Genomic DNA, 26,948 nt, shown 5'->3' with positions numbered 1-26,948 from the left:
AGCAGGAAGGCGGGATCGGTGAAAGCTTCACCGGCGGTATCGCTTCCCTGGCACCCGTGACACCAGGGGGCAGCGGCTCCGCGCCGACCGGAACCGCCGCCATCGGCGATTTCAGTCAGCCCGTCGCCACTGGCACGGACGTGATCGCAGATCAGGGTGGTATCGGAATGGTGGATGTCGGCGGCGGCGCTGCCTTCGCCCAGGTCACCGACGCGACCCCCCCCTCGCTTGCCGACAACGGCCAGGTGGTCACACCATCCCAATCTTTCGTTGCACAGTCTGGCGCCACCGACGCACAAACCAGCTCTACCGCCATCCGTAGCGCCGCTGCCCCCGCCGAATCCACCAACTTCGCCACCCCTGGCACCGTGACAGCACAAACGACCGCGGGTGAGACAGGTACAGGCACCGGGACGGGTACAGGCTCTACCGGCACTGTGACGGGCACTGGCTCCAATACTGGCGACACGGGTTCCACCGGTTCCGGGACGAGCACCGGCTCCAACACTGGCAGCACTGGCTCCACCGGTTCCGGGACGAGCACCGGCTCCAACACTGGCAGCACTGGCTCCACCGGTTCCGGGACGGGCACCGGCTCCAACACTGGCAGCACCGGCTCGACCGGCACTGAGGCGGGTACAGGTTCCAACACTGGTGGCACTGGTTCCACCGGTACCGAGACGGGCTCCGGCTCCAACACTGGCAGCACAGGCTCTACCGGCACCGACACGGGCACCGGCACCAACACCGGCAGCACTGGCTCGACCGGTACCGAGACAGGCACTGGCTCCAACACCGGAAGCACTGGCTCAACCGGCACCGAGACGGGCACTGAAACCAACACCGGCGGCACCGGCTCGACCGGTACCGGGACGGGCCCTGGCTCCAACACCGGCAGCACAGGCTCGACCGGTACCGAGACGGGCCCTGGCTCCAACACCGGAAGCACCGGCTCCACCGGTACCGAGACGGGCACCGGTGCCAACACCGGCGGCACCGGCTCGACCGGCACCGAGACAGGCACTGGCTCCAACACCGGCAGCACAGGCTCTACCGGCACCGAGACGGGCACTGGCTCCAACACTGGTGGCACGGGTTCCACCGGCACCGACACGGGTACCGGCTCCAACACTGGTGGCACGGGTTCCACCGGCACCGACACGGGAACTGGCTCCAACACTGGCAGCACGGGTTCCACCGGTTCCGAGACGGGAACTGGCTCCAACACTGGCAGCACCGGCGCAACCGGTACCGAGACGGGCACCGGCTCCAACACTGGCGGCACCGGCTCGACCGGTACCGAGACGGGTACAGGTTCCAACACTGGTGGCACGGGTTCCACCGGTACCGAGACGGGCACTGGCTCCAACACCGGCAGCACTGGCTCTACCGGCACCGAGACGGGTACAGGCTCCAACACCGGCGGCACCGGCTCGACCGGTACCGAGACGGGTACAGGCTCCAACACCGGCAGCACTGGCTCGACCGGCTCCGAGACAGGCACCGGTGCCAACACCGGCGGCACCGGCTCGACCGGTACCGAGACGGGTACTGGAACCAACACCGGCAGCACTGGCTCGACCGGTACCGAGACGGGCCCTGGCTCCAACACCGGAAGCACCGGCTCCACCGGTACCGAGACGGGCACCGGTGCCAACACCGGCGGCACCGGCTCGACCGGCACCGAGACAGGCACTGGCTCCAACACCGGCAGCACAGGCTCTACCGGCACCGAGACGGGCACTGGCTCCAACACTGGTGGCACGGGTTCCACCGGCACCGACACGGGTACCGGCTCCAACACTGGTGGCACGGGTTCCACCGGCACCGACACGGGAACTGGCTCCAACACTGGCAGCACGGGTTCCACCGGTTCCGAGACGGGAACTGGCTCCAACACTGGCAGCACCGGCGCAACCGGTACCGAGACGGGCACCGGCTCCAACACTGGCGGCACCGGCTCGACCGGTACCGAGACGGGTACAGGTTCCAACACTGGTGGCACGGGTTCCACCGGTACCGAGACGGGCACTGGCTCCAACACCGGCAGCACTGGCTCTACCGGCACCGAGACGGGTACAGGCTCCAACACCGGCGGCACCGGCTCGACCGGTACCGAGACGGGTACTGGAACCAACACCGGCAGCACTGGCTCGACCGGCTCCGAGACAGGCACCGGTGCCAACACCGGCGGCACCGGCTCGACCGGTACCGAGACGGGTACTGGAACCAACACCGGCAGCACTGGCTCGACCGGTACCGAGACAGGCACTGGCTCCAACACCGGCAGCACTGGCTCGACCGGTACCGAGACAGGCACTGGCTCCAACACCGGCAGCACAGGCTCTACCGGCACCGAGACGGGTACAGGCTCCAACACTGGCAGCACTGGCTCGACCGGCTCCGAGACGGGCACTGGCTCCAACACTGGCAGCACGGGCTCGACCGGCACCGAGACGGGCACTGGCTCCAACACTGGCAGCACGGGTTCCACCGGTACCGAGACGGGTGCCGGCTCCAATACCGGCAGCACGGGTTCCACCGGTACCGAGACGAGCACCGGCTCCAATACCGGCAGCACGGGTTCCACCGGTACCGAGACGAGCACCGGCTCCAATACCGGCAGCACGGGTTCCACCGGTACCGAGACGAGCACCGGCTCCAATACCGGCAGCACGGGTTCCACCGGTACCGAGACGGGCTCCGGCTCCAACACTGGCAGCACCGGCTCCACCGGTACCGAGACGAGCACCGGCTCCAACACTGGTGGCACGGGTTCCACCGGTACCGAGACGAGCACCGGCTCCAATACCGGCAGCACGGGTTCCACCGGTACCGAGACGGGCACTGGCTCCAATACCGGCAGCACGGGTTCCACCGGTACCGAGACGAGCACCGGCTCCAATACCGGCAGCACGGGTTCCACCGGTACCGAGACGGGCACTGGCTCTAACACCGGCGGCAAAGGCTCAACCGGCACTGAGACGGGTACAGGTTCCAACACTGGTGGCACGGGTTCCACCGGTACCGAGACGGGCTCCGGCTCCAACACTGGCGGCACCGGCTCAACCGGTTCCGGGACGGGTACAGGTTCCAACACTGGCAGCACCGGCCCCACCGGTACCGGGACGGGTACCGGCTCCAACACTGGCAGCACTGGCTCCACCGGTTCCGGGACGGGCACCGGCTCCAACACTGGCAGCACCGGCTCGACCGGCACTGAGGCGGGTACAGGTTCCAACACTGGTGGCACGGGTTCCACCGGTTTCGGGACGGGCACCGGCTCCAACACTGGCAGCACCGGCTCAACCGGCACCGAGACGGGCACTGGCTCCAACACTGGCGGCACCGGCTCAACCGGTTCCGGGACGGGTACAGGTTCCAACACTGGCAGCACCGGCGCAACCGGTACCGAGACGAGCACCGGCTCCAACACTGGCAACACCGGCTCAACCGGTTCCGGGACGGGCTCCGGCTCCAACACTGGCAGCACCGGCTCAACCGGTACCGAGACGAGCACCGGCTCCAACACTGGCAGCACCGGCTCGACCGGCACCGAGACGGGCACTGGCTCCAACACCGGCAGCACCGGCGCAACCGGTACCGAGACGAGCACTGGCTCCAACACTGGCAACACCGGCCCCACCGGTACCGAAACGGGCACAGGTTCCAACACTGGCGGCACTGGCTCCACCGGTTCCGGGACGGGTACAGGTTCCAACACTGGCAGCACCGGCTCAACCGGCACCGAGACGGGCACTGGTTCCAATACAGGCAGCACCGGCTCAACCGGCACCGAGACGGGTACAGGTTCCAACACCGGCAGCACGGGTTCCACCGGTACCGAGACGGGCACTGGCTCCAACACTGGCGGCACTGGCTCTACTGGCACTGAGACGGGTACAGGTTCCAACACTGGTGGCACGGGTTCCACCGGTACCGAGACGGGCTCCGGCTCCAACACTGGCGGCACCGGCTCAACCGGTTCCGGGACGGGTACTGGCTCTAACAGTGGCGGCACCGGCCCCACCGGTACCGGGACGGGTACAGGTTCCAACACTGGTGGCACGGGTTCCACCGGTTCCGGGACGGGCACCGGCTCCAACACTGGCAGCACCGGCCCCACCGGTACCGAAACGGGCTCCGGCTCCAACACTGGCAGCACCGGCTCAACCGGTACCGAGACGAGCACCGGCTCCAACACTGGCAACACCGGCTCAACCGGTTCCGGGACGGGTACAGGTTCCAACACTGGCAGCACCGGCTCAACCGGTACCGAGACGGGCACTGGCTCTAACACTGGTGGCTCCGGCTCTACCGGCATCGAGACGGGCACTGGCTCCAACACTGGCGGCACCGGCTCAACCGGTTCCGGGACGGGTACAGGTTCCAACACTGGCAGCACCGGCGCAACCGGTACCGAGACGGGTACAGGTTCCAATACCGGCAGCACTGGCTCGACCGGCACCGAGACGGGTACAGGCTCCAACACTGGTGGCACGGGTTCCACCGGTACCGAGACGGGCTCCGGCTCCAACACTGGCGGCACCGGCTCAACCGGTTCCGGGACGGGTACAGGTTCCAACACCGGCAGCACGGGTTCCACCGGTACCGAGACGGGCACTGGCTCCAACACTGGCGACACTGGCTCTACTGGCACTGAGACGGGTACAGGTTCCAACACTGGTGGCACGGGTTCCACCGGTACCGAGACGAGCACTGGCTCCAACACTGGCGGCACCGGCTCAACCGGTTCCGGGACGGGTACTGGCTCTAACAGTGGCGGCACCGGCCCCACCGGTACCGGGACGGGTACAGGTTCCAACACTGGTGGCACGGGTTCCACCGGTTCCGGGACGGGCACCGGCTCCAACACTGGCAGCACTGGCTCCACCGGTTCCGGGACGGGCACCGGCTCCAACACTGGCAGCACCGGCTCGACCGGCACTGAGGCGGGTACAGGTTCCAACACTGGTGGCACGGGTTCCACCGGTTTCGGGACGGGCACCGGCTCCAACACTGGCAGCACCGGCTCAACCGGCACCGAGACGGGCACTGGCTCCAACACTGGCGGCACCGGCTCAACCGGTTCCGGGACGGGTACAGGTTCCAACACTGGCAGCACCGGCTCCAACACTGGCAACACCGGCTCAACCGGTTCCGGGACGGGCTCCGGCTCCAACACTGGCAGCACCGGCTCAACCGGTACCGAGACGAGCACCGGCTCCAACACTGGCAGCACCGGCTCGACCGGCACCGAGACGGGCACTGGCTCCAACACCGGCAGCACCGGCGCAACCGGTACCGAGACGAGCACTGGCTCCAACACTGGCAACACCGGCCCCACCGGTACCGAAACGGGCACAGGTTCCAACACTGGCGGCACTGGCTCGACCGGCACCGAGACGGGTACAGGCTCCAATACCGGCAGCACCGGCCCCACCGGTACCGAAACGGGCACAGGTTCCAACACTGGCGGCACTGGCTCCACCGGTTCCGGGACGGGTACAGGTTCCAACACTGGCAGCACCGGCTCAACCGGCACCGAGACGGGCACTGGTTCCAATACAGGCAGCACCGGCTCAACCGGCACCGAGACGGGTACAGGTTCCAACACCGGCAGCACGGGTTCCACCGGTACCGAGACGGGCACTGGCTCCAACACTGGCGGCACTGGCTCTACTGGCACTGAGACGGGTACAGGTTCCAACACTGGTGGCACGGGTTCCACCGGTACCGAGACGGGCACTGGCTCCAATACCGGCGGCACCGGCCCCACCGGTACCGAGACGGGCACTGGCTCTAACAGTGGCGGCACCGGCCCCACCGGTACCGGGACGGGTACAGGTTCCAACACTGGTGGCACGGGTTCCACCGGTTCCGGGACGGGCACCGGCTCCAACACTGGCAGCACTGGCTCCACCGGTTCCGAGACGGGCTCCGGCTCCAACACTGGCAGCACCGGCTCAACCGGCACTGAGGCGGGTACAGGTTCCAACACTGGTGGCACTGGTTCCACCGGTACCGAGACGAGCACCGGCTCCAACACCGGCAGCACCGGCGCAACCGGTACCGAGACGAGCACTGGCTCCAACACTGGCAACACCGGCCCCACCGGTACCGAGACGAGCACTGGCTCCAACACTGGCAACACCGGCCCCACCGGTACCGAAACGGGCACTGGCTCCAACACTGGCGGCACCGGCTCAACCGGTTCCGGGACGGGTACAGGTTCCAACACTGGCAGCACCGGCGCAACCGGTACCGAGACGGGTACAGGTTCCAACACTGGTGGCACGGGTTCCACCGGTACCGAGACGGGCACTGGCTCCAATACCGGCGGCACCGGCCCCACCGGTACCGAGACGGGCACTGGCTCTAACAGTGGCGGCACCGGCCCCACCGGTACCGGGACGGGTACAGGTTCCAACACTGGTGGCACGGGTTCCACCGGTACCGAAACGGGCACAGGTTCCAACACTGGCGGCACTGGCTCCACCGGTTCCGGGACGGGTACAGGTTCCAATACTGGCAGCACCGGCTCAACTGGCACTGAGGCGGGTACAGGTTCCAACGTAAGCGTGGCGTGATCGCACTGGATCAGGTGTTGACGGTTGGCTTCCAGTTCCACGGGAGCAGGTCTTGGAGACGGTTGGCGGCATATCCGTTGACCATGCGCTCCAGGATGTCGCGGAGGTAGGCATAGGGCTCGACGCCGTTGAGTTTGCAGGTCTCGACGAGAGAGGCGATTACCGCCCATCGGTTGCCCCCGCCCTCGGAGCCCGAGAACAGGCTGTTCTTTCTGCCGATTGTCACCGGGCGGATCGTCCGTTCCACAGTGTTGGTGTCCATCTCCACCCGGCCGTCGCCCAGATAGACGCGCAGCCCGTCCCAGCGGGCGAGCGCGTATCGGATCGCCTCGGCCAGCTTGGCGCGTTGCGGCAGGCGGCGGAGTTCCTGCTCGAACCAAGCCTTGAGATCGTCGACCAGCGGCACGGCATGGGCCTGTCGGGCCTCTCGGCGTTCTGCCGCCGTCCGCCCCCGGATGCGCTCCTCAATGGCATAGAGCTGGGCGATGCGGTGCAGGGCTTCAGCCGCGATCGGCGATCCGTCCTGCGCCAGGTCGTAAAAACGGCGGCGTGCGTGGCTCCAGCAGGCCGCGAGCACGACCTGCCCACCGGTGGTCAGCCGCTCGAACCCGGCATAGCCGTCGACCTGGAGCACGCCCCGGAACCCCCGCAGATGGTCGGCAGGGCGCTCGCCTTTGCGGTCGGGGGTGTAGAAGTAGACCACGGCCGGCGGGTCCGGCCCCTGCCAGGGGCGGTCATCCCGGGCATAGGCCCAAAACCGGCCGATCTTCACCCGCCCGGCCCCGGGGTTCAGGGTCGGCATCGGCGTGTCGTCCGCGAACAGCTTAGGGGAGGCGAACACCGCCTTCGCCAACTCGGCATGCACCGCCTCCAACCACCAGCAACCCTGGCCGGCCCAGCCGGCCAGCACCGAGCGGTCGACCGGGAACCCATTGCGGGCCAGGATCTGGGCCTGCCGGTAGAACGGCAGGTGGTCGCAGTAGCGGCTGGTGAGGATATGGGCCAGCATCGCCGGTGTGGCCATGCCCTTGGCGATCGCCTTCTCCGGAGGGGGCGCTTGGTGCAGCGATCCGCAACCGCGACAGCCGTATTTCGGCCGGCGGATGCGCAGGACCCGGACCTGGGCGGGCACGTAGTCGATCATCTTGGAGATGGTCTCCCCGGCCGGATGCAGGGCGCCACCGCAACAGGGACAGACGGCCTCCGCGTCGATGTCCGCCGGCTCCAGGGTGATGTCGTGATGGGGCAGATGATCGGGCAGGTCCCGGCCGCGGCGCACCGGTTCGGCCTCCACCGGCTCCGGCGTGCGTGCGGCGATCTTGGTCTCGAGCTGGGCGATATCGGCCTCGAGCTCCTCCAGTCCCAACTCCAACTGGTCGCTATCGAGCCGTTCGGAGCGGCGGCCATAGAGTGTGCGCTGCATCTGCTGGAGCCGCAGGCGCAGCCGCTCCATCTCCACCAGATCGGCCTTCTGGCGCTCGACAATATCGGCGAGATCGCGCACCAGCTGCTGGAGCAGGACGGGATCGCCGGGCAGATTGTCGAGGTCGAGGCGCATGGTCGATTCTACCCCGGACATCGTCCATATTCCAGCCAAACCCCTGGCTTCCCTCATTTTTTCGGCCCGTTACCCGGCAACCGACGGGCCCCGCGCAGGCAAGGTCTGCCGCCATTCCAGCCCTTCGAGCAGCAGCGACAATTCCGCCGGCGTCAGCACCACACTGCCGCCCGGCGTGCGGGTCATTGGCCAAACGAACCGCCCCCGCTCCAGCCGCTTGGCAAACAGGCACATGCCGTTCTGGTCAGCGTAGAGGATTTTCAATCTTCCAGCACCTTTGCCTCGGAATATGTAGAGATGCCCGGCGAACGGGTCCTTGCCCAGGCTCTGCTGCACCATCAGCGCCAGCCCGTCGAACCCCCGGCGCATGTCGCAGGGCTCCAAGGCGAGATAGATCCGCACTCCGGCCGGAAGGGAGATCATCGCGGCCCCTCCAGAACCCCCAGCACCCCCAGCACCCCCAGCACCCGGCGCAGCGCGTCGGCGTCGACGTGCTGGTCAACCCGGAGCCGGAGCCCGCCGGCCAACTCGATCTCGATCAGCCCACCCCCTGTTGGCACCGGAGTCACCGCCGGGGGCGGGGTCGGCTCCCCGCGGGCCACCTCCACCGGTGCAAAGACGGGCAGCGGATCGGCCGGGCCGACCAGGCGGCGGCGCCAGCGGAACAGCAGACTGGGATCGACACCGCGCCGTCGGGCCACCAGCGATACGCTCATGCCCGGCTCGAAGGTCTCGGCGACGAGCCGCTGTTTCTCGGGTTCCGACCAGCGGCGCCGGTGGGGCGACGCCGTCAGCACCTCCATCACCATCGGAGCGCTCGCCGTCATAGGGACAGCACCAGGACCATCCCTATGACCCGGAGCGCTCTCCCCATCCGAAGCCGCCAGCCGGCGCGACCAGCGCCCCAGCGCCCACCGGCCGATCCCGTGCGCCGCGGCATAGTCAGCCAACGACGTTCCGCTTTGCCGCCACGCCGCGACGTGCGGCCGCCAAAAAGCCTCGCGATCCGATCTCGCCACCGCAAACCTCCGCTGATCATTGACCAGCGGAATATTTCATGAACCCGCGACCAGCAGTACGTGTCGTCAGAACCCGCTTACGTTCCAACACTGGTGGCACTGGTTCCACCGGTACTGAGACGAGCACCGGCTCCAACACCGGCAGCACCGGCGCAACCGGTACCGAGACGAGCACTGGCTCCAACACTGGCAACACCGGCCCCACCGGTACCGAGACGGGCACTGGCTCTAACACTGGTGGCTCCGGCTCTACCGGCATCGAGACGGGTACAGGCTCCAATACCGGCGGCACCGGCCCCACCGGCACCGAGACGGGTACAGGCTCCAATACCGGCGGCACCGGCCCCACCGGTACCGAGACGGGCACTGGCTCTAACAGTGGCGGCACCGGCCCCACCGGTACCGAGACGGGTACAGGTTCCAATACTGGTGGCACGGGTTCCACCGGTTCCGGGACGGGCTCCGGCTCCAACACCGGCAGCACCGGCTCGACCGGTACCGAGACGGGTACCGGCTCCAACACCGGCGGCACCGGCTCGACCGGTACCGAGACGGGCACCGGCACTAACACCGGAAGCACCGGCTCGACCGGCACCGACACGGGCACTGGCTCTAACACCGGCGGCACAGGCTCAACCGGCTCCGAGACGGGCACTGGAACCAACAACGGCAGCACCGGGGCAGGTCTGTCTGCCCCCTCATTGACAATCTCTTCGGCGATCGGGCTGGAGGATCAGCCCGTCTCCCTCTCCATCGCCGCAGGGCTGGTGGGGGCCGCCACGGGTGAGGTTCTCTCCGTCACCATCACCGGCCTGCCCGCGGGTGCCAGCCTGTCCGCCGGCACCAAGAATGCCGATGGCAGCTGGTCGCTGACCGCCGCACAGCTCACCGGCCTCAAGCTCACACCGCCCGCCGATTATAGCGGGTCCATCGACCTCACCGTCACGGCAACCGCCAGCGTCGGTGGCGCCTCGGTCAGCACGTCCGGCCATCTGGCCGTCACGGTCACCCCCGTCGCCGACGCCCCCACCCTGGCCCTGGCACCCGCCATCGGGCTGGAGGATCAGCCCGTCTCCCTCTCCATCGCCGCAGGGCTGGTGGGGGCCGCCACGGGTGAGGTTCTCTCCGTCACCATCACCGGCCTGCCCGCGGGTGCCAGCCTGTCCGCCGGCACCAAGAATGCCGATGGCAGCTGGTCGCTGACCGCCGCACAGCTCACCGGCCTCAAGCTCACACCGCCCGCCGATTATAGCGGTTCCATCGACCTCACCGTCACCGCAACCGCCAGCGTCGGCGGCGCCTCGGTCAGCACGTCCGGCCATCTGGCCGTCACGGTCACCCCCGTCGCCGACGCCCCCACCCTGGCCCTGGCACCCGCGATCGGGCTGGAGGATCAGCCGGTGTCGCTCTCCATCGCCGCAGGGCTGGCGGGGGCCGCCACGGGTGAGGTTCTCTCCGTCACCATCACCGGCCTGCCCGCGGGCGCCAGCCTGTCCGCCGGCACCAAGAATGCCGATGGCAGCTGGTCGCTGACCGCCGCGCAGCTCACCGGCCTCAAGCTCACACCGCCCGCAGACTATAGCGGTTCCATCGACCTCACCGTCACCGCAACCGCCAGCGTCGGTGGCGCCTCGGTCAGCACGTCCGGCCATCTGGCCGTCACGGTCACCCCCGTCGCCGACGCCCCCACCCTGGCCCTGGCACCCGCGATCGGGCTGGAGGATCAGCCGGTGTCGCTCTCCATCGCCGCAGGGCTGGCGGGGGCCGCCACGGGTGAGGTTCTCTCCGTCACCATCACCGGCCTGCCCGCGGGCGCCAGCCTGTCCGCCGGCACCAAGAATGCCGATGGCAGCTGGTCGCTGACCGCCGCGCAGCTCACCGGCCTCAAGCTCACACCGCCCGCAGACTATAGCGGTTCCATCGACCTCACCGTCACCGCAACCGCCAGCGTCGGTGGCGCCTCGGTCAGCACGTCCGGCCATCTGGCCGTCACGGTCACCCCCGTCGCCGACGCCCCCACCCTGGCCCTGGCACCCGCCATCGGGCTGGAGGATCAGCCCGTCTCCCTCTCCATCGCCGCAGGGCTGGTGGGGGCCGCCACGGGTGAGGTTCTCTCCGTCACCATCACCGGCCTGCCTGCGGGCGCCAGCCTGTCCGCCGGCACCAAGAATGCCGATGGCAGCTGGTCGCTGACCGCCGCGCAGCTCACCGGCCTCAAGCTCACACCGCCCGCAGACTATAGCGGGTCCATCGACCTCACCGTTACCGCAACCGCCAGCGTCGGTGGCGCCTCGGTCAGCACGTCCGGCCATCTGGCCGTCACGGTCACCCCCGTCGCCGACGCCCCCACCCTGGCCCTGGCACCCGCCATCGGGCTGGAGGATCAGCCCGTCTCCCTCTCCATCGCCGCAGGGCTGGTGGGGGCCGCCACGGGTGAGGTTCTCTCCGTCACCATCACCGGCCTGCCTGCGGGCGCCAGCCTGTCCGCCGGCACCAAGAATGCCGATGGCAGCTGGTCGCTGACCGCCGCGCAGCTCACCGGCCTCAAGCTCACACCGCCCGCAGACTATAGCGGTTCCATCGACCTCACCGTCACCGCAACCGCCAGCGTCGGTGGCGCCTCGGTCAGCACGTCCGGCCATCTGGCCGTCACGGTCACCCCCGTCGCCGACGCCCCCACCCTGGCCCTGGCACCCGCCATCGGGCTGGAGGATCAGCCCGTCTCCCTCTCCATCGCCGCAGGGCTGGTGGGGGCCGCCACGGGTGAGGTTCTCTCCGTCACCATCACCGGCCTGCCTGCGGGCGCCAGCCTGTCCGCCGGCACCAAGAATGCCGATGGCAGCTGGTCGCTGACCGCCGCGCAGCTCACCGGCCTCAAGCTCACACCGCCCGCAGACTATAGCGGGTCCATCGACCTCACCGTTACCGCAACCGCCAGCGTCGGTGGCGCCTCGGTCAGCACGTCCGGCCATCTGGCCGTCACGGTCACCCCCGTCGCCGACGCCCCCACCCTGGCCCTGGCACCCGCCATCGGGCTGGAGGATCAGCCCGTCTCCCTCTCCATCGCCGCAGGGCTGGTGGGGGCCGCCACGGGTGAGGTTCTCTCCGTCACCATCACCGGCCTGCCTGCGGGCGCCAGCCTGTCCGCCGGCACCAAGAATGCCGATGGCAGCTGGTCGCTGACCGCCGCGCAGCTCACCGGCCTCAAGCTCACACCGCCCGCAGACTATAGCGGTTCCATCGACCTCACCGTCACCGCAACCGCCAGCGTCGGTGGCGCCTCGGTCAGCACGTCCGGCCATCTGGCCGTCACGGTCACCCCCGTCGCCGACGCCCCCACCCTGGCCCTGGCACCCGCCATCGGGCTGGAGGATCAGCCCGTCTCCCTCTCCATCGCCGCAGGGCTGGTGGGGGCCGCCACGGGTGAGGTTCTCTCCGTCACCATCACCGGCCTGCCTGCGGGCGCCAGCCTGTCCGCCGGCACCAAGAATGCCGATGGCAGCTGGTCGCTGACCGCCGCGCAGCTCACCGGCCTCAAGCTCACACCGCCCGCAGACTATAGCGGTTCCATCGACCTCACCGTCACCGCAACCGCCAGCGTCGGTGGCGCCTCGGTCAGCACGTCCGGCCATCTGGCCGTCACGGTCACCCCCGTCGCCGACGCCCCCACCCTGGCCCTGGCACCCGCCATCGGGCTGGAGGATCAGCCCGTCTCCCTCTCCATCGCCGCAGGGCTGGTGGGGGCCGCCACGGGTGAGGTTCTCTCCGTCACCATCACCGGCCTGCCTGCGGGCGCCAGCCTGTCCGCCGGCACCAAGAATGCCGATGGCAGCTGGTCGCTGACCGCCGCACAGCTCACCGGCCTCAAGCTCACACCGCCCGCCGATTATAGCGGGTCCATCGACCTCACCGTTACCGCAACCGCCAGCGTCGGTGGCGCCTCGGTCAGCACGTCCGGCCATCTGGCCGTCACGGTCACCCCCGTCGCCGACGCCCCCACCCTGGCCCTGGCACCCGCCATCGGGCTGGAGGATCAGCCCGTCTCCCTCTCCATCGCCGCAGGGCTGGTGGGGGCCGCCACGGGTGAGGTTCTCTCCGTCACCATCACCGGCCTGCCCGCGGGCGCCAGCCTGTCCGCCGGCACCAAGAATGCCGATGGCAGCTGGTCGCTCACCGCCGCGCAGCTCACCGGCCTCAAGCTCACACCGCCCGCAGACTATAGCGGTTCCATCGACCTCACCGTCACCGCAACCGCCAGCGTCGGTGGCGCCTCGGTCAGCACGTCCGGCCATCTGGCCGTCACGGTCACCCCCGTCGCCGACGCCCCCACCCTGGCCCTGGCACCCGCGATCGGGCTGGAGGATCAGCCGGTGTCGCTCTCCATCGCCGCAGGGCTGGTGGGGGCCGCCACGGGTGAGGTTCTCTCCGTCACCATCACCGGCCTGCCTGCGGGCGCCAGCCTGTCCGCCGGCACCAAGAATGCCGATGGCAGCTGGTCGCTGACCGCCGCGCAGCTCACCGGCCTCAAGCTCACACCGCCCGCAGACTATAGCGGCACGCTGAACCTGACGGTGACGGCGTCAGCCTCTGTTGACAGCACCACAACGCGGATCAGTGGCAATCTGTCGGTGACTATCGCCCCGCTGGCGGATGCACCCACCCTGGCTGTACTGCCGGCCCTGGGCATGGAAGACCAGCCCATCGCCCTGAACATCCTGGGTCAGGTGCGCGATCTGGATGGGTCGGAGACCCTGGCCTACACCGTGTCAGGGCTACCGGCGGGGGCCACCCTGTCCGCCGGGACCCTGGTGCCCGGTGTCGGGTATGTGCTGCAGGCCGGGCAGCTGGCGGGCCTGACCGTCACACCGCCCGCCAATTTCAGTGGCAGTTTCAACCTGAGCATCACGGCCACAGCAACGGAAAATGTCGGCGGTTCCCTGGCCACGACGACCGTATCCTTGCCCGTCAGCGTGACCGGCGTGGCCGATACCCCGACGCTGGTGCTGACGCCGGCGGCGGGGCTGGCCAACGCCGCCATTCCGCTGGTAATTGCCCCTGTGCTGACCGATCTGGACGGATCGGAGCGGCTGTCTGTCACTATCAGCGGCGTGCCGTCCGGCGCTGTGCTGAACCATGGCATGGTTGCCGCCGTGGCAGCCGATGGCAGCACCACCTGGTCCTTGTCGCAGGGTGATCTCACGGGGCTGACCCTCACACCGGCCCAGAGTTACAGCGGTACGCTCAACCTGGCGGTTAAGGCTATTGCAACGGAAAGCCTCAGCGGCAGTCAGGCCAACGTCAGCGGTTTCCTGGCTGTCACCGTGGCACCCGCCCTGGGTGCGCCGAACCTGGGACATGCCGACCTGTCGGTCAGCCTGGGAACCACGCTGGGGGTGGAGGATCAGCCGATATCCCTGAACCTTCTGCCCGGCCTGTCGACGGTGGCGCTGGCCGGTGATGTCAACACGGTGCTGGTGACGGGTCTGCCGGTGGGGGCCACGCTGAACCATGGGACCGTGCAGGCCAACGGGTCCTATCTGCTGAGCCTAGCCGATCTGACAGGGCTGCAGCTGATTCCGCCCGCCAATTACAGCCAGAACTTCAACCTGTCCGTCTCCTTCGGCGTCGGGGCCGGTGCTAATGCGCTGACCGTGAATGGTAGTCTGGCCGTGCAGATGAGCGCGGCGGCGGATCTGCCGACGCTGGCCGTTGCCAATGTGGCGGGCGCCTATCACGCAGCCATCCCGCTGACCATCTCAGGTGCCCTTTCGGATCTGGGAGGTTCGGAGAGCCTGACCTACCTGCTGTCCGGCATCCCCAACGGGGCACGTCTATCAGCGGGGGTGAATAATGGCGACGGTTCCTGGACTGTCCTGCCCGGTCAGCTGACCGGCCTGACCATCACGCCGCCCCTGAATTTCAATGGCAACCTGCCCATCACTGTGACGGCACAGTCCAGCACAGCGGGCGGATCAACCAATTCGGTGTCGCAGACGCTGAATGTCAGCGTGGCGGCACAGGTGGCGCAGGTGCTAACCGGTCTGCTGCTTCCGGCCATTAACGGGCTGGAGGATACGTCGATCACCATCGGCACCAGTCTAGTCAGCCTCAACCTGCTGGGCGCGTTGAGCGTCACTATCGGCGGCGTGCCGGCGGGGGCGACGCTTTCAGCGGGCACCAAGAATGCCGATGGCACCTGGACCGTGGGGCAAAGCCTGCTGTCCACGCTGAAGATCACGCCGCCAACCAACGACAGCAGTGATTTCCAGTTGGGCATATCAGTGAAGGTCCTGGGCATCACCACGCAGATCGGCCTGCTGAACGTCAATGTCGAGGGCGTGGCCGATCTGCCGACCGTCACCTTTTCTGCCGCTGCCGGAACGGAAGATCAGGCCGTGGCCCTGTCGCTGAGTGGTGTGCTGGGCGATCTGGACGGATCGGAAGCCCTGTCCTTCGTGGTGAAGGGGTTGCCGGCGGGGACCACTCTGTCGGCGGGCCGCTACAATGCCGGCACGGGCACCTGGTCGGTGACGGCGGCAGAGGCGGTGGGGCTAAAACTGAACCCACCCGCCAATTTCAGCGGCACCATCAATTTCCAGGTTGGGGCCGTCGCCTCTGAGTTAGAGGGAAATTACAACCTGAACCTCAAGAGCGTTTCGGCCACCATTGCGCCCATGACCGATACGCCCATCCTCACCTTGGCCAAGGCCAGCGGCAGCGAAGGCAGCGCCATCGCCCTGAATGTCGGGGTGGCGTTGGGCGACACGGACGGATCGGAAAGCATCAGCGGCATTCAGATCACCGGTGTGCCGGCGGGCGCTACGCTGAACCATGGCGCCTCCCTGGGTGGGGGTGTCTGGTCGCTGACGGCGGCGGATCTGTCGGGACTGACCATCACCCCGCCGGCGGATTATTCGGGCACTCTGACCCTGGGTGTCTCCGCCACGGCGAAGGATGGCACGGCCAACGCGGTCAGCGTCAGTGGCAACCTGTCCGTCGCGGTGGCAGGTGTGGCCGACACGCCCACCCTGACCGTGCCGACATCAACCCTGTCGGTGCAGCAGGGGGCGACGGTGGCCTTGAACCTGAACAGTGCGCTGGTCGATACCGACGGGTCAGAGACGTTGACCGTCACCATCGGCAATCTTCCGGCGGGGGCCACTCTGTCAGCGGGCACCAACAACGGCAACGGCACCTGGACCGTCACGGCGGCACAGCTGTCGGGCCTGTCCCTGAAGCTGCCGGATACTGTTTCAGGCAACCTGACCCTGTCGGTCACGGCCCGCGCGGAAGAGGCTGGCAGCGGCTCCATCGCCCAGGTCAGCTCTTCCGTGAACCTACAGGTACAGGGAGCAACGCCTGCCATCCATCTGGCAGCACTGGATGTCACCACCCGGGAGGATGTGGCCGTACCCCTGGATCTGCGCATCGCCACCGATGCGTTGGGCGTGGGTGGGGTCGTATCCGTCACGGTCACGGGTGTGCCGACCGGTGCCAGCCTGTCGGCGGGCACAAACAATGGCAATGGCACCTGGACCTTGACGGCGGCACAGCTGACCGGGTTGAAGCTGACGCCGCCGGCCAACAGCGACGCCGATTTCAACCTGGGTGTCACGGCCAAGGTGACCGGTCTGGCCGGCATCGACAGCAGCGTCACCGCGCAACTGCATGTCACCGTGCTACCAGTAGCGGATATGCCCAGCCTGAATGTTGCCGCCGCAGTAGGCGTTTCCGGCCATGGCATCCCGCTGAACATCCAGTCAGCGCTGACCGATCTGGATGGGTCGGAGGCGCTGCATGTCACCATCGCCGGCGTGCCGGTGGGGGGCCTGCTGTCCGCTGGGACGGACAATCATGACGGCACCTGGACGCTGGCGCCGGGCGACCTGACCAACCTATCGCTGCTGGCCCCCGATGGCAGCAGCGGCACCGTCAACCTGACTGTCACCGCCAAGGCGGTGGAAGGGTCAGATAACAGCCGGACATCGCTATCGGCGAACCTGTCCGTCGCCATGACTGCCGATACGGGCGCCCTGTCCGACGATATTCTGATCGCAGCTGGCATGGACCTGTCCCTGCTGGGTGGGCAAAGCGTGTCACGAGCCATCATCAGCCTGGATCCGCTGGACTTCCATCAGGGCGACAGCCTGTCGCTGGCAGGTCTGCATCTGGAGACGACGGCCACGGGCAAGGTAATGATCGCCAGCACCAATATCGAACTGCTGGACGGCGGCTTCAACGGCACCAGCCATACGCTGATCCTGTCAGGTACGGCGGATGCGTCGGTCTATCAGTCCGTGCTGCGCAGCCTGTCGCTGGAACCCGGATCGGAGGGCGGAATACGGGATATCACCATTGATCTTTATGATCAGGCGGGTGCGGTGATCCCGGCGGGCCACCATGATCTGCATCATGACATGGGCAATGGCGGATCGGCCATGGCCGCCATGATGGCCGCACCGATGCCAGACATCGGCGGTTCCGATACGGGTGGCCTTGATGGGGCACTGCTTTCGGATGGGCTACACGTGACCGATCCATTCGGGCATGATGGAGGAAGTTCCACTATCGACCCGTCCAACGATCCACTTCATCGCCTGGACCCTACTGGAACCTGATCTATGGAACGACCTATCCATGTTCTGGTTGTCGATGACGACCCACTGATGCGCAAACTGCTGACGGCCCTGATCCGTCAGCACGAATTCCAGGTGACCCATGCAGGCGACGGCATCGCCGCCCTGGGCATCATCCAGGCCGGCCAGGAGGTCGATCTGATCATCAGTGACTGGGAAATGCCGGGTATCACCGGAGTTGAACTGTGCCGGGCGGTACGGCAGATGCATCTGCCGAACTATATCCACTTCGTCCTGCTGACCGCCCGCCAGCAGCAGGATGATTTCATCGCGGCCATGGAGGCGGGTGCCGACGACTTCCTGCTGAAACCGATCAGTCCGCCGATCCTGAAGGCACGGCTGGAGGTGGTGAAACGACTTCTGGGTCTGCATTACCGCCTACAGCGCAAGAACAAGCTTCTGACGGAGGCGAACGAGCAGTTGCGCGTGACCTATGCGAAGCTGAAGGAGGATATGGAGGCGGCAGCTGTGGCCCAGCGCTGCCTGCTGCCGGAGCCTTATAGGGAAATCGGGCGGCTGCGCTTTGCCTCCTGCCTGCTGCCATCGGCGCTGGTGTCGGGTGACATGTATAATTACCTGAAACTGCCGGACGGATCGGTCGCCTTCTATATGGTCGACGTTGCCGGACATGGGGCGCGGGCCGCCCTGATGTCGGTGACACTGAACCATCTGCTGGACGAGGCGGCCTTTCTGTCGGGCGTGGATGGCGGACCACCCCGCCCGGATCTGGTGGTAGCGGACCTGAACCGGCGTTTCACCCGGGGGGATGGCGAGATGCTGGATTATTTCACCATGGTCTGTGGCGTGGTGAACCCGGCGGGCGACAGTATGACCTTCTGCCAGGCGGGACACCCCAGCCCCATCCTGATCCAGGCCGGTCAGCCGGCTGAACTGATCGGTGATGGCGGCTTTCCCGTGGGCCTGATGGCGCATGAGGATTACACGGCGGTCACGGTCCCGTTGCCGCGCGGATCACGCATCATTCTGCATTCCGACGGTATGACCGAATGCGCCCACCCGGACGGCACGCATTTCGGTCAAGATCGATTGCACGCCCTTTTGGAGAAGGCGAAGGACCTGCCCCTGAACGCTCTGGAACCCCTGCTCTATGAAACCCTGACGGCGTGGCAGGGTGGAGAGAGGTTTGAGGATGATGTCAGCGTGCTGGCCTTTGAAGTCGCGACAATAGATTGAGGTAATGATGATTGAGATCAGACATATTGGTTCCGTCCCCGTCGCCACCGTTGCATTGCCGCGCATCGATGCTGCCGTGGCGGTACGCTTCCGGCAGCAATTCCTGGAACAGCTGCCCGCCGCCGAGAATGGGATCGTCATCGATCTGGCCCCCGTCTCCTTCATCGATTCCAGCGGTCTCGGCGCCCTGATCTCCATCATTAAGGCCCTGGGCCTGAAGCAGCGGCCCACCATCTGCGGCCTGCAGAAATCGGTTCAGACCATGTTCTCCCTGACGCGCATGGATAAGGTTTTCGCCATCCATCCTGACGTCGAAAGCGCTGCCGCCTCGCTCGGCTGAAAGCCCCCTTGCCATGCGCAAAGAGCCTGTGTTGAGCATGTCCTTGCCAGCCCGTCTCGATGAAGTCGAACGGCTCACAGGCTGGCTGCGGACCATCACGGCCTCCGTACTCCAGGAGGAGGATTTCATCCTGCTGGAAATCGGGGTCGTTGAACTGGTCAACAACATCATCGAGCACGCATTCGAAAATCTCAGCGGCTCGATTGAGGTTGGCTGCGTACTGGATGGCAAGCGCGTCACCCTGCATTTCAGCGATGCCGGCCTTGCCATGCCGGACGGCATCCAGGAACGCTACGACAATGCGACGGATGATGTCGCACTGGATGCCACTTCTGGCCGTGGGCTCGGCATCATCAAGCGATGCTTCGAACAGGTCCAGTTCTACCGGGCAGACGGCCTGAACCGGATCAGCGCCACCTATGTTCCGGGATGACCGGACCGGCAAAAGCCGTTTCCAGGCCACCCCAGTCCGCCATCATTCCGCATCCCGGAGGATCAGTTCCGCGGCACGCCAGCCGATGACCATGGCGGGACCATTGGTGTTGCCGGCGGGTGGCACAGGCATCACGGAACAATCCACCACCCGCAGCCCTTGTATCCCATGCACCCGCAGGCAACCATCCACTACACTGTCCGCCAGATTGCCGATGCGGCAGGTGCCGGTGGCGTGAACGCCCGGACTGGTCAGCCATTCCAGCACATCGGCAATCTGCTCATCACTTTCAATACGCGGACCGGGTACGATCTCCTCCCCCACAAACGGCTTCAAGGCGGGCTGGCGCATGTATTTGCGGACCAGCCGCACCATCTCCACCATAAAGGCCTTGTCTGCCGGGTCGCCCCACCAGTTGGCATCGACCTCGATCTGGTCGGCGATATCGGCGCTGCGGATCGCGACGCTGCCCCGGCTTTTGGGGCGTAAGGCGATGGCATTGACGGTGATGCCGGGCTTGTCCTCCAGCGCGCCGCGCCCCGGATCTGCCTTGATCTCCTCTGACGAGCGCATGGAGAAGGGGCCGATACCGAACTGCACATCGGGCCAGTCGGGCCGACCATGAAGGGACAACAGCGCCGTCACCTCCGGTGAGGTATAGGCCATCAGACCCTTGCGCGTCAGGTAATAGCGCAAAACGTGGATCATCAGACGCCAGCCTGAGAATTCCCTGTTAAAGCCAGGATCATTATGCAGCCGGTACGACATGGAAAACATCGCATGATCGGCCAGATTGCGCCCCACGGCAGCCAGATCATGCCGCACCGCCACACCGGCCCGCGTCAGCAGATCGGCGGGACCAATGCCCGACAGCTGCAACAGCTTCGGGCTTTGCAGGGCACCGGCGGACAGGATCACCTCCCGCCCGGCCTTGATGAAGCGGGTCCCCTCGGCGGTACGGATCGTGATGCCGGTCGCGCGCGTACCCTCCAACTCCACCCGTTCCACCAGCGTATCGGTCAGCACGGTGAGGTTGGAGCGCGACAGCGCCGGTTTCAGGAAGGCACGGTAGCTGGAGGCACGTCGCCCCCGTCGATCCACACTCGCCTGGGTATAGCCGATGCCCAGCGAGCCCGGCGTGTTAATATCGGCCAGCCGCGGCAGGCCCATTTCCACCCCCGCCTCGATGGAGGCGGCAATGGAAGGGGAACGGTAGGGAAGCTGCGTCACCTGCAACGGCCCATCACGACCGCGCGTGGGATGCGCCCCCTGCCCGCGATAGCTTTCCATAGCCTGGAAACAGCGCGAAATCTCCGTCCAAGACCATTCCGGTCCCCAGCCTTCATAATCAGCCGGCATGCCCCGCAGATACCAGGTACCATTGGTGGAGCTGGACCCGCCCAGCCCCCGTCCATAGGGCCAGACCTCTCCCGCCGGGCGGCCTGGCTGCGGCTTGATGGGAAAATGCCAGAAATGGGTGGGGTTGCCGAACATCTTCATGAAGGCACGCGGCATGTTGACCAGTTCGGTCTCGTTCCGGCCCCCGGCCTCCACCAGCAAGACCTTGTGCCTGGCACTGGCGCTCAACCGGTCGGCCAGGACGCAGCCGGATGAACCCGCTCCCACAATGATGTAGTCGTAAACGGTCTCGGTCATGATCAGCTATTCACGGTTCGGGTAGGGCGGGTGCCCGCCGGGATCAGGCGGGCCAGCAGGGCGAAGACCAGGGTGACAACACCCAGCGCCGTCATGGCCGGGGTCAGGCCGCCGGTCAGGCTGGTGGCCAGGGCGACGACGGCGCCGCAGGCGAAGGTGCCGCTGAAGAAGGCGGTGGCCCAGATGCCCATGCCGCGGCCACGCTGTTCCAGCGGCAGGATCGCCTGCCCCCAGGCCAGCAGGGCCGGGATCACCATGCCCCCGCCAAGCTGCTGAATGGCAGCACCCATTGAAACAATCTGCCAGGTCGGCCCCAGACCGATGACCAGTTGTCCGGCACCAATCAGCAGTGCAGCCAGCCCCAGCAGACCGCCAATGCGCCAGTGATGCAGGCGGCGATACAGGAAGGCGCCGGCGATATAGGTGAGGCTGGTCGCCGCCTGGATCAGGCCGATCTCCGTCGATGACCCGGCCCCCTTGGCATCCAGCACGCGGGCAATGTTCAGCGGTTCGACATAGTAGAGAACGGAGCTGATCAGGGTGACGGTGCCGATCAACAGCGCTTCCTTCCACGGGAACGCCAGTTGGCGGCGGGTGGTGCCCTGTGCGCTGGCTGTGGGGCGTGGTTCATCGATGAACAGCAGCGCCATGATCAGGCCGGGAATGGCCGCCAGATAGATGCAGAACGGGCCACGCCAACTGATATCGGCCAGCGCACCGCCAGCCGCAATCAACCCCGTTCCCACCACAGAGGTTGCGACGCCGACCCAGGCGGTCCAGCGGTGCCGCTGGTCGCCAAAATAGTCGCCGATCAGGGCGCTGGAAATGGTGATGGCAAATGCCTCCGCGATGCCCAGCACAGCGCGGCTGGCAATGATCAGACCCAGATCGGCCACGAACAGAGGCACCAGCCCAGCCAGCACATAGAGCGCCATGCCACCGATGAAACTGCGCCGCCGGCCATATCGGTCGGCGATGATCCCCGCCAGCGGGGCGAACAGCGCAGCACAGAGCGATGGCGCCGTGACGATGGCGGGGATCAGGAAACCGGCATTGGGATTGGACCCGAATTCGGCAAACAGCTTGGGAATGGCGGGAAACAGCGAAACAATCGCCATCACGGGCAGAATCTGGGCATAGATCAGGGTGAGGCCTTTGGCCACCGTGCCCTGCCCGGCCTTTGTCGCGTCGGTCATGATCACATTCCCGTTTTCGCCGGCCCTGGGCACCATCGGTCCCGCCGGCGGTAAATTCATCAGCAGGCGTTGGCGCGCGCGATGGCACCCAGGATGGTGGTGCTGGGCTTGGGCGTACGGGCGAAAGTCTGGCGGTCCAGACTGTGCAGACCAAACTGCGGCTTATACCCAAAGCCCCATTCGAAATTGTCGATCAGCGACCAATGGAAATAGCCCCTCACCGGCACGCCATCGGCCATCACCTTGTGCAGTTCGGCCAGGGCCGCGGGGATCAGACGTTGGCGTACAGCGTCATCAGGGGTGTTCACACCATGCTCGGTCACGATCACCGGCACCTTGGCAACGGAATGGGCATAGCGCACCACACCGGCCAAGGAAGCCGGATAAACCTCCGCCCCGCCCATGTTGCGATCACCACCAGCCGGCGGTTCCACCCGGCCCTTGGCATCCCACAGCGCGCGTTCGTAATTCTGCACGCCGATATAATCATCCTGCCGTGCCGCGCGCAGCCAGGGGTTATAGAGCCGCTCCCGCACGCTGTCGCGCATGCTGGTGTCGTTGCCCACCGCCTGATCATCGACCATGGCCAAGGTAACACCGACGGGCAGATTGCTACGTTCCGCCTTGATGGCCTGCCGGCCCAGGGCGTGGCCCTTCAGCAGGTGGGTCTGCACGGCGGCGGGATCGGGATACCAGATATTATTGCCGGTCAGGAACAGCGGCACGCCAAAGCGCTTGGCCACCGCCTCGCACGCGGCCTTGTCCGCCGGCACCAGCCAGTTGACCACCTTTGGCGGCAGCACGCTGGCCAGATTGCCGGCCAGATTGGGTTCATTCAAGGTGGCGGCAGAGGCGATGCCATCGCCCAGATGGGCTGCCGCCTTGGCGCAGAAGCGGGCGAACAGGTCGGGCGCTTCCGGATTGTGCCAGCCGCCGGCCAGCGCGAACCAGAGCGGGTTGGTGAAATGGTTGAAGGTCACCAATGGCGTCAGACCACGGGTGTGGCAGCCCTCAATGATGCGCTTGTAATGGTCCAGCATGGCGATGGAGAATTCGCCCTGACGCGGTTCGATCCGCGCCCATTCCAAGCTGAAGCGATAGGCGCCCAGCCCCATATTCTTGACCAGATCCAGATCGACCGGCCACAGCATGAAGCTGTTGGCGGCATCGCCCGCCACATCGGCATAGGGCGATCCCGGCGCACGTTCCGCCGTCCAGACGTCGGAATTGATGTTATTGCCTTCCACCTGATAGGCCGAGGTGGAGGCACCCCACAGGAAACCCTGGGGAAACTGACGCTGGCCCGTTGCCCCCAGACCGGGCAGCGGGCGGGCCGCAGCAGCCACCCCAAGTCCAGCCAGACCCAAACCGATTTGCCGCCTCGTGAGCATGTTTCCAACTCCCTCTTTCATTTTATTTCGTTCAACAGTTTCAGGTGAGCCGTCAGGGTCCCGTGCTTTCCACCAGATCCAGGCGGGCACGGTACGGGTCATCGATGAAACGGGGGCCGTGCAGGGTGAAATCCAGAATCTTGTCCGCTACGGGGTCGTAGGGTCGCCAATCCGGTCCCCCCTTTGCCGTGGGCACGCCAGAGCGGGCGAAGGATACAAAGTAGTCGTGGATTGCCTGCGATGCCGCTTCGTCCGCCGGAGTCACCTGTCCCGGAAACCGAACATTGATGGTACGGAAGACAAAGGGAATTTCGCTGGCATGCATGGCACCCAGGGCTGTGGCCTGCTGTGATTGCGCAATATAGGAGAAGCGATAACCGAAACTGGTGGCGTTTCGCGCTGCCGCCGCGCGCACCACATACCGTGCCGGCTCGATGAACCCCCGGTCGCCGGCAATCTTCCAAACCATGATCAGATCATTCGGGCTGGCATAAAGGCGTCTGGCTTCATCGGCCCTGGGTCCGAAGCCGGCAAGCGCTCTCTCCGGGTCACGGTCCAGGGGAAACCCATCCATGCCGGTGGCACCGACCATGACCGGAATGCGGGGCGAGCCATGCCCCGCTGTAAGCAGGCGTTCCGGCTCATCCGTCACAAACCGCCCGTCAATATGAGGGTTGATCATCAACTGATCGCCGGATTTCAGCAGGCTCGCCATACTTGCATCGCCCAGCGTCGATGCCGGTAGCGCCCGCAGCGCCGCGAGGCCAGCCGGTCCGGTATCGGTGATACCGACGGAACGGGCATAGGCCACGCCTTTTTCTTCCGCCGTCTTGCGATCCGTCATGCTCATGACACTGCCAGGACGCCCAGCGCCCGACATCATGATGGCCCGGCTGAAAAGCCCCCTTCCGGTGTTCAGCGACTGCAACATATGCACCGACCGGCCGCCGGCGGATTCACCAAAGATCGTGACATTCGCAGGATCACCGCCGAACGCGGCGATGTTGCGCTGAACCCAGTTCAGGGCCGCAAGCTGGTCCATGAAACCGAAATTGCCGGTCGGGCCATCGCCTGCTTCGGCTGTGAGAGCAGGGTGGGCAAAGAAACCCAATCGGCCGATACGGTAATTGGCGCTGACCAGAATGACGCCGCTGCGGGCAAAAGCGCTGCCGTCATAGACGCCCGGCGACGTGCCGCCATTGACGAAGCCACCGCCATAAATCCAGAACATGACCGGATATTTGACTCCCGGGCTCGCGTCCGCCGGCGCCCAGACATTCAGGTAAAGACAATCCTCCCCCAAGGGACCACCCAGGGGGGCCGCATCACCTGCAAACGGCAATTGCTGGCAATCATTGCCAAAGGATTTCGCCTGCCGTACGCCCGTCCAGGACGTAGGCGGTGCCGGCGCGCGCCAGCGCAAGTTCCCCACTGGTGGTGCCGCGAACGGAATGCCCTTGAAGGCGAGGACACCATCGTGCTCCGCCCCCTCCAGCGCGCCCGTGTCCACCCGCACCGTCACATCGGCGGCCTGCGCGGCGACAGTAAAGGGGGCGAGAGCGACAAAAGAAGCAACGACGAGGATACGCATTTGGCCCTCCCAACTATATCCGCCATCAAGGCAGAATGATCGTCGCGTGCCGTGCGTCGCGTACGAAGACCGGCTGGAATTCCGGCGGGAAATAGGGGTGGCGGAAACGGATGGAACTGGCGACATGGTGGACACCGGGTGCCAGACCACCCACCTTGGGCACGATCACCGTGAAGAAGGTGCCGACATAGAGGCGGACCACCGTCTCTTCAGCCATTTCGGCATGGCTGTATTCCCGCTCGCCGACGCGGATACGGCTCTGTTCGGCCGGATACTCTACCCCGTCGATCACCAGATCGACCCCTTCGATCAGGCTGAGGCGGGAGCTGCGGTAATTGGGCTGACGAATGCGGACCTCAAAGCCGGTGCGTGCACCGACGGGGCCGATATTGTGGAAACCTGTGCTCTGGATATGGCTGCGCTCAAGCATGGATGTTCCCCCCGTGCGCGGCATCGTATTCGGCTTCAAGTTTGCGGATCAGCGCATGCTGGCGGCGCACCTGCTCAATCGACACCCAGGGATCGCGGGCTCCTTCATATTCGCTGGACAGGTAACCCGCATAACCCAGCTTCTTCAGCATGGGCACGATCCGGTCCCACGGGATGTGGTGGTCGTGCAGCGTCTCGTCGATATGGTGGAACTTGGCCTGAATGAACGGCACATATTTGATCACGTCGACCAGATGCTCCACCGGCACCTTGATGCCGTTCAAGAAGCTCAGCGCCGCTTTACGGATTTCGTCCGTCTCCCCACCGCCCCATTTGTTCAAGGGGCGGTCCTGGAAGATGCCTGTATCGATCATCAGGCCGAAATTCTTTGTGCCCGTCCGTTCGATGAAGGCGATATAGGCATCGGTCACCGGATGGCGGATCGGCGTCGGCGAATGGATTTCCGGCAGGATCACGATGCCCAGCTGATGCGCCAGATCGAGATTGCGCTCCACCGCCGGCTGCCAGATCGGATCGGGCGTCAGGTCGCCATCAATCACCCCGAACTTGGGACGTAGGAACTTGAAGCCCAGTCGGTGGGCCAGCCGCAGGTCCTGTGCAATCTGCGCCGCCCCCTCCTCCGCACTCATGTTACGGCCGATGGTGATGCGGGTATCCACCCAGGCCGCCATGTTGGTCGGCTCCAACTGGTACCGGTCCAGCAGCGCGAACCAATTGTCCAGCCAGGCCGATGTCGGCTCCGGATAAGTGGGAATGCTGGTTTCGCCCAGGATTTCGATGCCCGTGGAGCCGGTGCCCGCGACATGATCGAAGGCATCCTCCAGGCTCATCACGGTACCGAGATCTTCGGTGTAGCTATAGAGCGACACCCCGTATTTGAACGCGCTCAAGGCG

Annotated in this window: 14 protein-coding genes and 1 pseudogene; 4 read left to right on the top strand and 11 right to left on the bottom strand. The window is 66.1% G+C overall.

Annotation, left to right across the window (positions count from 1 at the left end):
• Positions 1–151: 151 nt before the first annotated feature.
• The 5 genes and pseudogenes from C0V82_RS27295 to tnpA (C0V82_RS27960) all read right to left on the bottom strand — a co-directional run.
• Positions 152–6,631: a hypothetical protein gene (locus C0V82_RS27295; RefSeq protein WP_199772591.1), complete on the bottom strand. Its 6,480-nt coding sequence runs from the start codon at positions 6,629–6,631 to the stop codon at positions 152–154.
• Entirely contained in the window at positions 6,601–8,148 is a 1,548-nt protein-coding gene (tnpC, locus tag C0V82_RS18335) for an IS66 family transposase (protein WP_102113218.1), read from the bottom strand. The genes C0V82_RS27295 and tnpC overlap by 31 nt, the downstream gene beginning before the upstream one ends.
• Positions 8,149–8,217: 69 nt before the next feature.
• The gene (gene tnpB / locus C0V82_RS18330; RefSeq protein ID WP_102111201.1) at positions 8,218–8,571 is read right to left on the bottom strand and encodes an IS66 family insertion sequence element accessory protein TnpB; all 354 of its coding nucleotides are present in this window, start codon (positions 8,569–8,571) and stop codon (positions 8,218–8,220) included.
• Positions 8,568–8,957: an IS66-like element accessory protein TnpA gene (gene tnpA, locus C0V82_RS27965; protein WP_425438276.1), complete on the bottom strand. Its 390-nt coding sequence runs from the start codon at positions 8,955–8,957 to the stop codon at positions 8,568–8,570. The genes tnpB and tnpA (C0V82_RS27965) overlap by 4 nt, the downstream gene beginning before the upstream one ends.
• A 60-nt stretch (positions 8,958–9,017) precedes the next feature.
• Positions 9,018–9,167: pseudogene (gene tnpA / locus C0V82_RS27960) on the bottom strand (IS66 family insertion sequence element accessory protein TnpA); the annotation flags it as partial.
• Between the two features lie 38 nt (positions 9,168–9,205).
• On the opposite strand from tnpA (C0V82_RS27960), the gene C0V82_RS18320 reads away from it, so the two are divergent.
• From C0V82_RS18320 to C0V82_RS18305, 4 genes are read left to right on the top strand one after another with little or no spacing between them, the layout of a single operon-like run.
• On the top strand, positions 9,206–17,785 hold the full coding sequence (locus C0V82_RS18320; protein WP_102113876.1) for a beta strand repeat-containing protein: 8,580 nt from the start codon (positions 9,206–9,208) through the stop codon (positions 17,783–17,785).
• 3 nt (positions 17,786–17,788) lie between these two features.
• A complete protein-coding gene (locus C0V82_RS18315; RefSeq protein ID WP_102113875.1) occupies positions 17,789–18,997 on the top strand; it encodes a PP2C family protein-serine/threonine phosphatase in 1,209 nt (402 codons plus the stop codon).
• 4 nt (positions 18,998–19,001) lie between these two features.
• Positions 19,002–19,337 carry an STAS domain-containing protein gene (locus C0V82_RS18310; RefSeq protein ID WP_102113874.1) on the top strand — a complete coding sequence of 112 codons (336 nt, stop codon included), beginning with the start codon at positions 19,002–19,004 and terminating at the stop codon, positions 19,335–19,337.
• A gap of 37 nt (positions 19,338–19,374) precedes the next feature.
• Positions 19,375–19,770, top strand: a complete 396-nt coding sequence (locus tag C0V82_RS18305) for an ATP-binding protein (RefSeq protein WP_245924289.1) — start codon at positions 19,375–19,377, stop codon at positions 19,768–19,770.
• Positions 19,771–19,812: 42 nt separating this feature from the next.
• Here the strand turns inward: C0V82_RS18305 and C0V82_RS18300 are convergent, their stop codons facing one another.
• The 6 genes from C0V82_RS18300 to C0V82_RS18275 are packed head-to-tail and all read right to left on the bottom strand — an operon-like array spanning position 19,813 to position 26,944.
• Positions 19,813–21,426, bottom strand: coding sequence for a GMC family oxidoreductase (locus C0V82_RS18300; RefSeq protein ID WP_102113872.1), 1,614 nt, complete (start codon positions 21,424–21,426; stop codon positions 19,813–19,815).
• A 2-nt stretch (positions 21,427–21,428) separates the two neighbouring features.
• On the bottom strand, positions 21,429–22,622 hold the full coding sequence (locus tag C0V82_RS18295) for an MFS transporter (protein WP_158660028.1): 1,194 nt from the start codon (positions 22,620–22,622) through the stop codon (positions 21,429–21,431).
• Between the two features lie 59 nt (positions 22,623–22,681).
• A complete protein-coding gene (locus C0V82_RS18290) occupies positions 22,682–24,013 on the bottom strand; it encodes a glycoside hydrolase family 1 protein (protein WP_102113870.1) in 1,332 nt (443 codons plus the stop codon).
• Positions 24,014–24,065: 52 nt separating this feature from the next.
• Positions 24,066–25,604, bottom strand: coding sequence for a carboxylesterase/lipase family protein (locus C0V82_RS18285; RefSeq protein WP_102113869.1), 1,539 nt, complete (start codon positions 25,602–25,604; stop codon positions 24,066–24,068).
• Between the two features lie 25 nt (positions 25,605–25,629).
• A complete protein-coding gene (locus C0V82_RS18280) occupies positions 25,630–26,034 on the bottom strand; it encodes a C-glycoside deglycosidase beta subunit domain-containing protein (RefSeq protein WP_102113868.1) in 405 nt (134 codons plus the stop codon).
• A complete protein-coding gene (locus C0V82_RS18275) occupies positions 26,027–26,944 on the bottom strand; it encodes a sugar phosphate isomerase/epimerase family protein (RefSeq protein ID WP_102114392.1) in 918 nt (305 codons plus the stop codon). The genes C0V82_RS18280 and C0V82_RS18275 overlap by 8 nt, the downstream gene beginning before the upstream one ends.
• Positions 26,945–26,948: the final 4 nt, after the last annotated feature.

This window comes from Niveispirillum cyanobacteriorum (assembly GCF_002868735.1).
GTDB classification, from domain to species: domain Bacteria; phylum Pseudomonadota; class Alphaproteobacteria; order Azospirillales; family Azospirillaceae; genus Niveispirillum; species Niveispirillum cyanobacteriorum.
Note: the sequence above shows the minus strand (reverse complement) of the source record. Positions and strands in the feature narration are given on the sequence as shown.

What these genes read in the sequence shown, in the direction of transcription:
- tnpC (WP_102113218.1), bottom strand. Translation starts at nt 8,148, where the DNA reads ATGCGCCTCGACCTCGACAATCTGCCCGGCGATCCCGTCCTGCTCCAG.
- tnpB (WP_102111201.1), bottom strand. Translation starts at nt 8,571, where the DNA reads ATGATCTCCCTTCCGGCCGGAGTGCGGATCTATCTCGCCTTGGAGCCC.
- tnpA (WP_425438276.1), bottom strand. Translation starts at nt 8,957, where the DNA reads ATGGTGATGGAGGTGCTGACGGCGTCGCCCCACCGGCGCCGCTGGTCG.
- C0V82_RS18320 (WP_102113876.1), top strand. Translation starts at nt 9,206, where the DNA reads ATGAACCCGCGACCAGCAGTACGTGTCGTCAGAACCCGCTTACGTTCC.
- C0V82_RS18315 (WP_102113875.1), top strand. Translation starts at nt 17,789, where the DNA reads ATGGAACGACCTATCCATGTTCTGGTTGTCGATGACGACCCACTGATG.
- C0V82_RS18310 (WP_102113874.1), top strand. Translation starts at nt 19,002, where the DNA reads ATGATGATTGAGATCAGACATATTGGTTCCGTCCCCGTCGCCACCGTT.
- C0V82_RS18305 (WP_245924289.1), top strand. Translation starts at nt 19,375, where the DNA reads ATGTCCTTGCCAGCCCGTCTCGATGAAGTCGAACGGCTCACAGGCTGG.
- C0V82_RS18300 (WP_102113872.1), bottom strand. Translation starts at nt 21,426, where the DNA reads ATGACCGAGACCGTTTACGACTACATCATTGTGGGAGCGGGTTCATCC.
- C0V82_RS18295 (WP_158660028.1), bottom strand. Translation starts at nt 22,622, where the DNA reads ATGACCGACGCGACAAAGGCCGGGCAGGGCACGGTGGCCAAAGGCCTC.
- C0V82_RS18290 (WP_102113870.1), bottom strand. Translation starts at nt 24,013, where the DNA reads ATGCTCACGAGGCGGCAAATCGGTTTGGGTCTGGCTGGACTTGGGGTG.
- C0V82_RS18285 (WP_102113869.1), bottom strand. Translation starts at nt 25,604, where the DNA reads ATGCGTATCCTCGTCGTTGCTTCTTTTGTCGCTCTCGCCCCCTTTACT.
- C0V82_RS18280 (WP_102113868.1), bottom strand. Translation starts at nt 26,034, where the DNA reads ATGCTTGAGCGCAGCCATATCCAGAGCACAGGTTTCCACAATATCGGC.